The 12,392-nt window shown below is 43.7% G+C and carries 6 protein-coding genes, 21 tRNA genes and 2 rRNA genes; 1 reads left to right on the top strand and 28 read right to left on the bottom strand.

Features of this window, described 5'->3' with window-relative positions; genetic code table 11:
* Positions 1-87 precede the first annotated feature (87 nt).
* Positions 88-852 carry a TraR/DksA C4-type zinc finger protein gene (locus BAA9072_RS20775; RefSeq protein ID WP_408015252.1) on the top strand — a complete coding sequence of 255 codons (765 nt, stop codon included), beginning with the start codon at positions 88-90 and terminating at the stop codon, positions 850-852.
* A 38-nt stretch (positions 853-890) separates the two neighbouring features.
* Here BAA9072_RS20775 and BAA9072_RS20770 read toward each other — a convergent pair whose 3' ends face one another.
* From BAA9072_RS20770 to BAA9072_RS20635, 28 genes are all read right to left on the bottom strand, one after another.
* Positions 891-3,296 carry a glycogen/starch/alpha-glucan phosphorylase gene (locus tag BAA9072_RS20770; RefSeq protein ID WP_201716539.1) on the bottom strand — a complete coding sequence of 802 codons (2,406 nt, stop codon included), beginning with the start codon at positions 3,294-3,296 and terminating at the stop codon, positions 891-893.
* Positions 3,286-4,731, bottom strand: coding sequence for a glycogen synthase GlgA (glgA, locus tag BAA9072_RS20765; RefSeq protein WP_201716538.1), 1,446 nt, complete (start codon positions 4,729-4,731; stop codon positions 3,286-3,288). The genes BAA9072_RS20770 and glgA overlap by 11 nt, the downstream gene beginning before the upstream one ends.
* Positions 4,728-5,756: a GlgC family sugar phosphate nucleotidyltransferase gene (locus BAA9072_RS20760; RefSeq protein WP_201716537.1), complete on the bottom strand. Its 1,029-nt coding sequence runs from the start codon at positions 5,754-5,756 to the stop codon at positions 4,728-4,730. Before BAA9072_RS20760 ends, glgA begins: the two co-directional genes overlap by 4 nt.
* Positions 5,757-5,804: 48 nt before the next feature.
* Positions 5,805-6,962, bottom strand: a complete 1,158-nt coding sequence (locus BAA9072_RS20755; protein ID WP_330999322.1) for a glucose-1-phosphate adenylyltransferase — start codon at positions 6,960-6,962, stop codon at positions 5,805-5,807.
* A 16-nt stretch (positions 6,963-6,978) separates the two neighbouring features.
* Positions 6,979-8,841, bottom strand: a complete 1,863-nt coding sequence (glgB, locus tag BAA9072_RS20750; protein WP_330999321.1) for a 1,4-alpha-glucan branching enzyme — start codon at positions 8,839-8,841, stop codon at positions 6,979-6,981.
* A gap of 544 nt (positions 8,842-9,385) precedes the next feature.
* Positions 9,386-9,457 (bottom strand) — tRNA-Glu (locus BAA9072_RS20745).
* 4 nt (positions 9,458-9,461) lie between these two features.
* Positions 9,462-9,552, bottom strand: a tRNA-Ser gene (locus BAA9072_RS20740).
* 5 nt (positions 9,553-9,557) lie between these two features.
* Positions 9,558-9,632, bottom strand: a tRNA-Asn gene (locus BAA9072_RS20735).
* A gap of 9 nt (positions 9,633-9,641) precedes the next feature.
* A tRNA-Ile gene (locus BAA9072_RS20730) sits at positions 9,642-9,718 on the bottom strand.
* Positions 9,719-9,726: 8 nt separating this feature from the next.
* Positions 9,727-9,800 (bottom strand) — tRNA-Gly (locus tag BAA9072_RS20725).
* 20 nt (positions 9,801-9,820) lie between these two features.
* Positions 9,821-9,896 (bottom strand) — tRNA-His (locus BAA9072_RS20720).
* Between the two features lie 24 nt (positions 9,897-9,920).
* Positions 9,921-9,996, bottom strand: a tRNA-Phe gene (locus tag BAA9072_RS20715).
* Positions 9,997-10,165: 169 nt separating this feature from the next.
* Positions 10,166-10,242 (bottom strand) — tRNA-Asp (locus BAA9072_RS20710).
* A gap of 175 nt (positions 10,243-10,417) precedes the next feature.
* Positions 10,418-10,491 (bottom strand) — tRNA-Met (locus BAA9072_RS20705).
* 166 nt (positions 10,492-10,657) lie between these two features.
* A tRNA-Ser gene (locus tag BAA9072_RS20700) sits at positions 10,658-10,750 on the bottom strand.
* 16 nt (positions 10,751-10,766) lie between these two features.
* Positions 10,767-10,843 (bottom strand) — tRNA-Ile (locus BAA9072_RS20695).
* Positions 10,844-10,847: 4 nt separating this feature from the next.
* Positions 10,848-10,924 (bottom strand) — tRNA-Met (locus BAA9072_RS20690).
* Between the two features lie 74 nt (positions 10,925-10,998).
* Positions 10,999-11,074 (bottom strand) — tRNA-Ala (locus tag BAA9072_RS20685).
* An 8-nt stretch (positions 11,075-11,082) separates the two neighbouring features.
* Positions 11,083-11,159 (bottom strand) — tRNA-Pro (locus BAA9072_RS20680).
* A 7-nt stretch (positions 11,160-11,166) separates the two neighbouring features.
* Positions 11,167-11,243, bottom strand: a tRNA-Arg gene (locus tag BAA9072_RS20675).
* Between the two features lie 72 nt (positions 11,244-11,315).
* Positions 11,316-11,404, bottom strand: a tRNA-Leu gene (locus tag BAA9072_RS20670).
* An 8-nt stretch (positions 11,405-11,412) separates the two neighbouring features.
* Positions 11,413-11,487, bottom strand: a tRNA-Gly gene (locus BAA9072_RS20665).
* Positions 11,488-11,497: 10 nt separating this feature from the next.
* Positions 11,498-11,579 (bottom strand) — tRNA-Leu (locus BAA9072_RS20660).
* A 65-nt stretch (positions 11,580-11,644) separates the two neighbouring features.
* Positions 11,645-11,720, bottom strand: a tRNA-Lys gene (locus tag BAA9072_RS20655).
* Between the two features lie 10 nt (positions 11,721-11,730).
* A tRNA-Thr gene (locus BAA9072_RS20650) sits at positions 11,731-11,806 on the bottom strand.
* Between the two features lie 97 nt (positions 11,807-11,903).
* Positions 11,904-11,979, bottom strand: a tRNA-Val gene (locus BAA9072_RS20645).
* Between the two features lie 10 nt (positions 11,980-11,989).
* Positions 11,990-12,106: ribosomal RNA gene (rrf, locus tag BAA9072_RS20640) — 5S ribosomal RNA — on the bottom strand.
* Positions 12,107-12,275: 169 nt separating this feature from the next.
* Positions 12,276-12,392, bottom strand: a 23S ribosomal RNA gene (locus BAA9072_RS20635); the annotation flags it as partial.

Genomic DNA, 12,392 nt, shown 5'->3' with positions numbered 1-12,392 from the left:
TTTAGAAAAAACCTTTTTATGTTTTAACCATCCCACTTTCGGATAAAGTATGGTTAGGACAAGATTTAAGCGAACATAATGAAGGATGTGAAGAAATTGCTAACAGACAGCCAAAAACAATCACTGAAACAAGAATTGGTTCAGCAGGAAAAGCAGTTACAAGAACATTTACATCAGGATTTAGATAATCTTCACCATACAAACGAGCGCGATAACTCAGGAGAACTCTCTCTTTACGATAATCATCCAGCCGATATGGGAACAGAGTTATATGAACGGGAGAAAGACTTTGCCATTGATGATCATGCGAAGCTTGAGCTGAATAAAATTCAACAGGCCTTGCACGCAATCGAAGATGGTACCTACGGTCAATGTAAAGAATGCGGACAGGATATTCCTTATGAGCGTCTGGAAGTCATCCCGACGACTCTATATTGTAAGAATCATACACCCGAGCAATCGACACCTCAGGATAGACCTGTGGAGGAAGATGTACTGCAGCCACCTGTAGATAATGAATTCAGACATGAAACAGATGGAAATGTAAGAGACGATCAAGACAGTTTTCAGGAAGTCGGGCGGTTCGGTACATCGGAAACTCCCTCAGACTTTGAAGGGGATCACGAGGATTATTCCGACTTGTATCAGGATGAAGACACTTCGGAAGGGTTCACCGAGGATTTTGAATCATTCGTCGGAACTGATATGGAAGGATCAAACCGTAGAGCCTATCCATCTAAAACCCATGAAGAATATGAGGATATGCTGGACGAGAACAATATGGAATCCACAATGGGGGACATCCCTTATAAAGACGGAGACAGTTATGTTTCCGATAAGAAGAAAAAATAGAAAAAGCCGCTTGGGAAAGGTCACCCAAGCGGCTTTTTCTACTTTATTAAACTTCCCTGTGCAATTCCCCATATGTCCTTCGCATATTGTTCAATCGTACGGTCACTTGAGAAATACCCGGAATTTGCAATGTTCTGTAAACACATACGGGACCAATTCTCTTTGTCTTCATACGCCTTTCCGGCCTGTTCATGAACCCTTACGTAGGAATCGAAATCCCTTAGGACGAAGAATTGATCGTTCTCGGTCAGTAACGAATCATAGATCGTTTCGAAATGAAGACCTGCATCTGGTAACGTATCATCAATTAATTGATTCAACACCTTTTTGATCCTTGTATCATAATGGAAATACTCCATAGCATAATATCCGCCATGGTTCTGATATTTCATCACTTCTTCAGCCGTCAATCCGAATATAAAGATATTTTCATTTCCAACCTGCTCAAGAATCTCAATGTTGGCACCATCCAATGTCCCCAGAGTTAATGCACCATTCATCATGAACTTCATGTTCCCTGTACCGGAGGCTTCCTTACTCGCAGTCGAGATCTGTTCGGACAAATCTGCTGCCGGGATGATTTCCTCCGCAAGTGACACCCGGTAATTTTCAAGGAACACCACTTTGATCCGCCCTTTCACCAGTGGATGATCATTCACGAGATCGGCTACAGAGTGAATCAACTTAATGATTTTCTTTGCATAATAGTAACCCGGGGACGCCTTTGCACCGAAAATAAACGTTCGTGGATGAAATTCAAATCCCGGATCTTCTACACAACGGTTATACAAATGAAGAATGTGCAAGACATTCATCAACTGACGTTTATATGCATGAAGCCGCTTCACCTGAATATCAAATATTGAAGTCGGGTCGACTATGATTCCATTGCTTTCAAGTATCCGGTCGGCAAGCTTCCGTTTATTCTCCTGCTTCACACCATAGAGATCCTTCAAGAATGCCGGATCATGGTGGTAATCCTGCAGCTTCACCAATTTGGCTGGATCTTTAATCCAATCCTCCCCAATCGAAGACGTGATTAAATTCGAAAGGGAGGGATTACTATTGAGAAGCCACCTTCGATGGGTGATTCCATTCGTCTTACTATTAAATTTGTCTGGATAATATTGATAGAATAAGTTCATTTCTCTTAGCTTTAAGATCTCAGTATGAATCTTTGCCACGCCATTTACACTAAAGCTTCCTACAATCGCAAGATGAGCCATTTTCACCTCATCATGGGAAATAATTGCCATATCCTCTATCCGCTTCCATTCACCGGGATACTCTTCCCACAGTTCCCTGCAGAACCGCTCATTGATTTCATTCACAATCATATGAATGCGGGGCAGGAGGGGCTGGAAGATACGGATCGGCCACCTCTCAAGTGCTTCCGAAAGGGTCGTATGATTCGTATAAGCAAATGTATTCGTCGTGATTTCCCACGCTTCTTCCCACTCAAAGGAATATTCATCAAGCAGGACCCTCATTAGTTCCGGTATCGCGAGAACTGGATGGGTATCATTGATATGGATGGAAATGTTTTCATGAAGTTCCTTCAGGTCCCCATTCCGGTACAGATAGGAATCAAGAATGGAGCGAATACTTGCTGATACCAGGAAGTATTGTTGCTTAAGACGCAGGATTTTTCCTTCTTCATGGGTGTCGTCCGGATATAGAAACTCGGTGATGGCTTCCGTATCACGCTTATATTTCATCATATCTTTCCCAGCCTTATAGGCAGCGGGCTCAGCACTCCATAAACGAAGGGTATTGACCGTCGACGTTTCATACCCTACTATAGGCATATCATAAGGAACAGCGGCTACTACTTCTGCATCCACATGGCGAAACTTCAATACTTCATTTTCCTTATAAGATTCCACCTTACCCCAAAAAGGTACTTCGACGGTAAGATCTGACTTTCGAACCTCCCACACATGTCCATGACGCAGCCACTGCTCTGGAAGTTCCATCTGGAATCCGTTCACGATCTTTTGTTCAAACAACCCGTGCTTGTAACGGATACCATAGCCGTGGCCCGGTAAATTAAGTGACGCCAATGAGTCCAGGAAACATGCAGCTAAGCGGCCCAGACCGCCGTTTCCAAGCCCTGCATCGTGCTCAACTTCTTCCATTTCCGCAAGCTCTATTCCCAGGTCCTTCAATCCCTTATCTACTATGTCGTATATTCCTAAATTCATCAGGTTCTGGCGAAGCAAGCGTCCCAGGAGGAATTCAATCGATAAGTAATACACCTGCTTTTGTTTACTGAAACGGTACTGCTCATTCGTATGAATCCAGTTCATCGAGATATATTCCCGTATAAGATGACCTAATGTGAAGAATTGGTCCTGGGTGGTGGATTCAGGAAAGGTCTTTCCATACATCATTTCAAGCTTCTTCAGAAACATTTCTTTAAATTCAATTGGATCAGAAAACATGGCTTTCACTCCTTGATACCAGGTCAGCATATAGTTGATTATACTTAAAGGCCGATTGTGCCCAACTATAATCCTTATTCATGGCGGTTCGTACAATATGATTCCATGTTTCCGGATCTTCATAGAAATACGAAAGAGCTCTTCGATAGGTATAGAGCAGATCATGAGCATTAAAATTTTTGAAAGAAAAGCCGTTGCCGCTCTTTGTTTCTTCATTGTAGGACTCTACCGTATCATTCAGTCCACCTGTCTCACGAACAAGTGGAAGGGCTCCATACCTCATGGCAATCAATTGCCCCAGTCCGCACGGTTCAAATTTAGAAGGCATCAGGAACAAATCACTGGCAGAATAGATCTGTTTTGCCAATTCCTCATTGAAGCCGATCTGTACTCTGACCTTATCCGGATACGTCCATTCCATCTCCCTGAAGAACTGTTCAAACTCCCAATCCCCTGTTCCCAATAAGACAAACTGAACATTCTCCTGGATCATTTCATGAAAGACGCCCCTGACCAATTCAAGGCCCTTTTGGTTCGTTAACCTTGAAATGATGGACACGAGAGGGATACTTTCATTCTCCTCAAATCCCAGGCTCTTTTGCAGAAGACGCTTTGTCTGCTTCTTACCATGAAGGTTACCGCTGAAATAAGGAAACTCCCCCTCATCAGGATTGTACACTTCATCGTCGATTCCATTAAGGATTCCTAATAGTTGGTTATACCGCTGACCAAGGATATTATGAAGCTTTTCTCCATAGTAAGGCGTCAGGATTTCCTCTTTATAGGTAGGGCTCACAGTTGTGACAAAATCCGCTGAGATGAGCGCCCCTTTCATAAAATTGACATTTCCATAAAACTCGAGGTACTCATGATGAAAATACTTCTCCGGAATGCCTAATAAGTCAGTCATCACCTGTTTAGGGTATATCCCTTGAAATTGCAGATTATGAATGGTAAAAACGCTGCGGATAAATGAATAGCCCGGTCTCTCTTGATACTCGCTTCTCAACAGGAAGGGAACCATGCCAGTGTGCCAATCATGACAATGAATCACATCAGGATAAAAATCAAGTACTGCGATACTTTCCAGGACTGCTCTTGTAAAGTATGCAAAGCGCTCCCCATCATCAAAGTATCCGTATAGACGTTCCCGATTAAAATAGTACTCATTGTCGACAAAATAATACGTTACTCCATTTTCACTGTACTCTTCTACTCCACAATACTGGTTTCGCCATCCAACCGACACGAAAAACTCTTTCTTTCGTTTCATTTTTGAACGAAACTCTTGAGGGATCCCGCCGTATTTAGGCAAAATCACCCTGACATCTGTGCCTAAACTCTTTAACTCCTTAGGCAAAGCGCCTGCAACATCCGCTAAGCCTCCAGATTTAATAAAAGGGACACACTCCGATACTACAAATAACACTTTCACGAATTCATCAGCGCTCCTTGAATCATCCCTTTGCGAATGACAATTGGATTGTTTGGATCTCCGATAAGCTTGACGCCATCCTCTATTCTCACATCTTTATCCAAGATCACATTCTCTAGTACACAGTTATCTCCAATTTGGCTCTTTTGCATAATGATGCTATTTGAAATCGACGTACCCTTCCCGACCTTCACCGCCCGGAACATCATTGAATTCCGTACTTGTCCTTCAATATAGCACCCATTGGCAATGATGCTATTCTTCACACTGGCAAGAGAAGTATAGCGAGTCGGCGGCTCATCTTTCACCTTTGTATAGATCGGGGCATCCTTTTTAAACAACTCTTTCCAATAAGATAAATTCAACAGCTTCATGCTGGCATCATAGTACTCCTCGATACAATCAATCGTTTGAACAAACCCCTCATGCTCATAGCCGCATACTTTAAAGCCGCTATCCATATCATCTACGACATCCTTCATACATGTGTAGCCTGTTTCACGGCGTCCTTTAATCAACTCGATAAGCGTAGACGTCTTAACCAGGTACATATCCAACGAGTTCCCGTTGTGACGCATTTCCGTAATATCACAGCCGATCCTGATGTGTCGTTCAAGAACCGGTTGATAGGCTATGTTACACAACGTAAAGCAATTGCTGATCAATGCATACTCCTGGGTACTGCGATTAAAATAGTCCAGATGATGAGCAAAGTGATTAAAGGAACCTACCCCCTCTTCATTTGCTTCCAATCCCGGTGCAGGAAAGAAAAACAATCCATCACGTTTCCGGTTCAGATCCCAGTTCTTTCCTGATCCCAGGTGATCCATCAGGGAACGGTATTGAAACTTAGGAAAAATGGCAACGGAACCAATATCGGAATTCACCATATTGGAGAGTACAAAGTCGATCAACCGGTATCTCCCTGCAATCGGAAGAGCTGCTAATGAGCGATGTAATAATAAATCCTCCAATGAATTATAGTAACTCGTAGCGTCAATAACACCAAGCATTGTATTTTTCAAAACACTTCCTCCTCTAATGTTGTAATATTGTAATGTTGGTCTCAAACCTTACACTTTTTCCTGTTCCAGTAGTGTTTCAATAAATGATTCCGTCACCAGGATGATTTCATCAGACCCCTCTTCCGGCATGATACACAAACCGCTCGGAATCTTTATATTCGACGGTACGATCGCCTGCTCGATATAGGCGTTTTCCCCAATGACGGCATCCGGCATAATGACTGAGCGGCTGACATGCGCTCCTTTTTTCACCGTTGTTCCCTGGAAAAGTACCGACTTCTGAATCGTCCCTTCAATCGTACACCCTTCATTCACTAGAGATCCCTCTACAAGGGCTTCTTCTGAAATATATTGAGGAGGCTCATTCGGATTAACCGAATATACTCTCCAGTCATGATCAAACAGATTCAGCTCATTCTGTTCATCAATCAGATCCATATTCGCTTCCCAAAGGCTTTTAACAGTTCCGACATCCTTCCAATACCCTTCAAATGGATAAGCCATCAGTTTCTTCTTTTCATCAAGCAGGAGTGGGATGACATCCTTCCCAAAGTCATGACTGGAATCAGGGTTGCGTTCATCCATCTCCAGATAATCCTTCAGTACGGAATAATTGAAAATGTAGATGCCCATCGAAGCAAGGTTACTCTTAGGAAAAGCCGGTTTTTCTTCAAATTCTGTGACTCTCATTTCTTCATTCGTGTTCATCAGTCCGAAACGGCTGGCCTCATCCCATCCTACTTCAATGACTGAAATCGAGACATCTGCTTTTTTCTCAATATGATAATCAAGCATTTTACTATAATCCATTTTGTAAATATGATCACCAGATAGAATCAATACGTACTCAGGATCATATTGCTCAAGGTAATTCATATTTTGATAGATAGCACTTGCCGTACCCGTATACCACCGCATCTCAGATGATTCAGCGTACGGGGGCAGCACGGTCACGCCACCGTTTTTACGATCCAGATCCCAGGCACTCCCGATCCCAATATAAGAATTCAATACCAGTGGCTGGTACTGAGTCAGGACCCCTACAGTATCGATGCCTGAGTTCGTGCAATTGCTCAGGGTAAAATCAATGATACGGTACTTCCCTCCAAATGGTACAGCCGGTTTCGCCAGACTCTTCGTCAATGAACTTAACCTGCTCCCTTTTCCACCTGCTAATAACATGGCCACACATCTACCTTTTGCCATCATTCCTTCTCCCCTTTCAATCAATTGGTTTTAAATAAACGGCTGCGTAAGGTGGAATCGTCATTTCCACATATCCTTCTCTTCCGTGGTACGGCTCATTGTGCACGGTAAGCGGCTTTGGATTCACCTGGTTTGAACCGCCAAACCGTTCATCATCACTATTCCAAATCTCTTCATAAGAAGAAACCTTATTCACTCCCACCTTATACTGGTGATACACAATCGGACTGAAATTGCAGATCACCACAAAATGATCCCGCTTCTCTATCCCATAACGAATGAACGAAAATATTTGCTGGTCTGTATTATTCACATCCACCCATTCAAATCCCTCTGAACGATGATCCATCTGGAATAATGGTTCAGCACCTTTATATAAATGCATAAGCTCTTTAAAATATGAATTGAATTTGTGATGAAATTCGTAATCCATTAAATGCCAATCTAATTCTTCAAGGTCCTTCCATTCTGAAAATGGAGCAAGTTCACTTCCCATGAACAGAAGCTTCTTCCCTGGATGAGCCATCATATAGCTGAGGAGAAGCCGATATTGAGCGAACTTCTGCCAGTAATCCCCCGGCATTTTATTTAATAATGATTTCTTCCCATGCACCACTTCATCATGGGAAAAGGGCAGCACATAATTCTCTGAAAAAGCATATAACAGTGAAAAAGTGATAAGAGAATGTACATGCCTCCGTTCAGACGTATCGGTTTCCATATATTTAAGGACGTCATTCATCCATCCCATATTCCACTTATAATTAAATCCCAGTCCTCCATAATGAACAGGAGACGTCACTTGAGGCCAGTCCGTAGAATCCTCTGCGATCATCAGAATCGAAGGATCAAACTCAAAAACGGCTTTATTCAGGTTTTTCAAAAACTGAATGGCCCCTTCATTCGGAGCAAGCTGACCCTGATTCGCCCAATATATGATATTGGCCACTGCATCAATCCGAAAGCCATCGATATGATACTTATCCATCCAGAAACGAGCATTGGAAATCAGGAAGCTTCTCACTTCACCTTTGCCTAAATCAAAATTGGCCGTTCCCCATGTATAATTCTCACGATCTCTTTCCTCTTTGTACTCATAGGCAAACGAACCATCAAACTCATATAAGCCATGTGCATCCTTACAAAAATGACCGGGAACCCAATCTAAAATCACGCCAATATTATGTAAATGACATTCATTCACAAATGTCATCAATTCATGTGGTGAGCCATAGCGACTGGTCGGGGAGTAATAACCAGTTCCCTGATATCCCCAGGAACGATCAAACGGATGCTCTGTGACCGGCAGCAGTTCGATATGAGTGAACCCCAGTTCCTTCACATGAGGAATCAATTGCTGTGCCAATTCCTTATAAGAAAGAAACTTTCCCGCTTTCTTCTTCCACGTGCCTAAATGAACTTCATAAATCGTCATCGGTTTGTCATAGACCGATGACGCAGAGCGGTCCTCAATCCACTTCTCATCTTCCCAGGCAAAACCCGCAAGCTCAAAGACGATGCTTGCCGTTTGAGGGCGCTTCTCGGCGGCAAAACCATATGGGTCCGCCTTCAGCTTCTTTGTTCCGGAGGGAGTGGTAATCTCATATTTATACGTCTCTCCAGATAAATCTTTATCGACTCGAATCGTCCACAAACCTTCGCTATTCCGTCTTATTAGATCATAACCATTTCCATTCCACTGATTAAAGGACCCCACCAATGAAACATGCCTTGCTTTCGGTGCCCAAACGCAAAATTCTGTATAGGTCCCAGTGGAATCCCTTCGCACATGTGAACCCATAAACTGATAGGCCTGCTGCAAATTTCCCTCATGAAACAAAAAAACATCATAATCTGTTATGGTCATTGCGTTCATCATCTCACCTACATTTTTTCAATCTATATACTACTTTCTAACAACTTCAATAAAATCCTCTTTATAATCGTCGCTCAATTACGACAATTTCCTACATACCAAATGCTTTAGCGACCCTATTAGGGAAGTCTTAGGAAATGACAGGGTTTACATTGGGAAATCATGGCGAATATGTAGCGGAATTTGTCGAAAATTTTTCTGTTAATAAATGTGGAATTTGTTGAAAACCCAGAAGGATTACGTTATTTTGTAAAGTTTTTGACTGGAGGGGCGAGGAGATGGCGGTGTCGAATGAAGGGGTGAAGAATATGACTTAAATCCATTGTTGTTTTCATTGAAAATGTGAGTAGAAAAGAAGAGAAGAAGAGAAGAAGTTGATAATGCAAGGAGAAAGTCGATTATAAAATGATCAAGTTTGATCATATATCATTCGTGGAGAATCAGGAGATACTTTCTAGCGTAAACCGTTTATTTTAATCCTGTTTTAGCCATGTATTTTACTTTACACACAAAAAAAGAGACTATCCAAATGATAGTCTCTTCATAATGACCCATACGGGATTCGAACCCGTGTTACCGCCGTGAAAGGGCGGTGTCTTAACCGCTTGACCAATGGGCCGTAATGGCGGAGAAGGAGGGATTTGAACCCTCGCGCCAGTTGCCCGACCTACACCCTTAGCAGGGGCGCCTCTTCAGCCACTTGAGTACTTCCCCATATTTGGCTCCGCAGGCAAGATTCGAACTTGCGACCGATCGGTTAACAGCCGATAGCTCTACCACTGAGCTACTGCGGAATAATAAAATGGTGGGCCTAAGTGGACTCGAACCACCGACCTCACGCTTATCAGGCGTGCGCTCTAACCAGCTGAGCTATAGGCCCATAATAATTGGAGCGGGTGAAGGGAATCGAACCCTCATCATCAGCTTGGAAGGCTGAGGTTTTACCACTAAACTACACCCGCACAATTTATTCAAGAAAATATGGGGCGACTGATGGGAATCGAACCCACGAATGCCTGAACCACAATCAGGTGCGTTAACCACTTCGCCACAATCGCCATAATGTGAATAAACAGAAAAAATGGTGGCTCAGGACGGAATCGAACCGCCGACACATGGATTTTCAGTCCATTGCTCTACCAACTGAGCTACTGAGCCAAATAGTATTCGGCTTCCACTAAGCTTCGAATCTCTTCGTCAGCTCACTCAGTCACATCCTCACGTATGTTGAATACGCTCCGGTGTTCCTTCGATCGCTTCCTCGACCTTCTTGCTTATCGAAACCCTTTTCTTTTTCAATAAACATTCATTAAAATCAAATTAAAAATGGCGGTCCGGACGGGACTCGAACCCGCGACCTCCTGCGTGACAGGCAGGCATTCTAACCAACTGAACTACCGGACCAGAGTTTTTTGCGTCAGCAAAAATAACTTTCATTACCTTGACGATAGTCAAAATAACTTTCATTATTTGCGCTAGCAAAATAGGTTTCATTACCTCGCGACAGCGAAAATAACTATCCATACGTGACTCATTGAGAATTATCAACATCTTAATTCATATCCGAGTCAAAATGGTATTGCGGGGACAGGATTTGAACCTGCGACCTTCGGGTTATGAGCCCGACGAGCTACCGAACTGCTCCACCCCGCGACGATATAAAATAATTGAGTTCCTACTATCCAATTGTGCATCACGTAGAACCACCCCGACTTCAGTATGCTTATTCAAGCTGCTGCTCAGTCGGTGCGCTGATGTGTACGCTCCGAAGATTATTCGGTCGTGCTCCACCCCGCGACGATATAAGTTAAAGGAATTATGGAGGAGGAAGGGGGATTCGAACCCCCGCGGGCTGTTACACCCCTGTCGGTTTTCAAGACCGATCCCTTCAGCCGGACTTGGGTATTCCTCCCTAATAAAATGGTACTTGGTGGACCTTGTAGGACTCGAACCTACGACCGGACGGTTATGAGCCGTCTGCTCTAACCAACTGAGCTAAAGGTCCCTATTGGTAGCGGCGGAGGGGATCGAACCCCCGACCTCACGGGTATGAACCGTACGCTCTAGCCAGCTGAGCTACACCGCCAAGAAACATGTAATATTCTATTGAATTTTACTTTCGTAAAACCAATGAAGTTTAGTTTGCTTTCGCAAAAAGATTGGTGGAGCCTAGCGGGATCGAACCGCTGACCTCCTGCGTGCAAAGCAGGCGCTCTCCCAGCTGAGCTAAGGCCCCAAATGAAGTGGTCGGGAAGACAGGATTCGAACCTGCGACCCCTTGGTCCCAAACCAAGTGCTCTACCAAGCTGAGCTACTTCCCGAAATATATGGCGCGCCCGAGAGGAGTCGAACCCCTAACCTTTTGATCCGTAGTCAAACGCTCTATCCAATTGAGCTACGGGCGCATATTTATTTGTTCATTAATAGTATTTGAAAATCAAAATTAATGAACGTTATTTTGCATTCGCAAAAAACGTTGGTGCCGAGGACCGGAATCGAACCGGTACGGTAGTCACCTACCGCAGGATTTTAAGTCCTGTGCGTCTGCCAGTTCCGCCACCCCGGCAATACTTCTGGAGCGGAAGACGGGATTCGAACCCGCGACCCCCACCTTGGCAAGGTGGTGTTCTACCACTGAACTACTTCCGCAAAATAAAAGTGCGGGTGAAGGGACTTGAACCCCCACGCCTTGCGGCGCCAGATCCTAAGTCTGGTGCGTCTGCCAATTCCGCCACACCCGCATATACTTTTGATTTTCACATTGGTGAAAATCCCAGGTAAGATATTTTGCTTTCGCAAAAATCTATGGTGAGCCATGAAGGATTCGAACCTTCGACCCTCTGATTAAAAGTCAGATGCTCTACCAACTGAGCTAATGGCTCACAAACCAAATGGTGCCGGCAAGAGGACTTGAACCCCCAACCTACTGATTACAAGTCAGTTGCTCTACCAGTTGAGCTACACCGGCATGTATGATTATGTTTATTTTTTCCAAGAACGCTCGTTAAGAAAAGTGTTTCACCAGAACAGTTCAAGGAAAGATATTTTGCTAAAGCAAAAATCTTTGGTGGAGGATGACGGGATCGAACCGCCGACCCTCTGCTTGTAAGGCAGATGCTCTCCCAGCTGAGCTAATCCTCCATAATATATAGCCTGGCGACGTCCTACTCTCACAGGGGGAGATCCCCCAACTACCATCGGCGCTGAAGAGCTTAACTTCCGTGTTCGGCATGGGAACGGGTGTGACCTCTTCGCCATTGTCACCAGACTATGTCTCGTCTCTATTAAGGACAAGTATTATTATATCGTGTAGATATAATTTTTCAAGGCTTTTTTATATTTTCATATAAAATTTGTTCCCTGAAAACTAGATAAAGGATTGATGTCAAGAAAGCCGAATATCGACCAATTGTTGTTCATTAAAATCATGACTCTTTATGGTTAAGTCCTCGATCGATTAGTATCAGTCAACTCCACATGTCGCCATGCTTCCATCTCTGACCTATCTACCTAGTCATCTTCTAGGGATCTTACTCACTTACGTGATGGGAAAT

Source organism: Rossellomorea arthrocnemi (assembly GCF_904424705.1).
Taxonomy (GTDB): Bacteria; Bacillota; Bacilli; order Bacillales; family Bacillaceae_B; genus Rossellomorea; species Rossellomorea arthrocnemi.
Note: the sequence above shows the minus strand (reverse complement) of the source record. Positions and strands in the feature narration are given on the sequence as shown.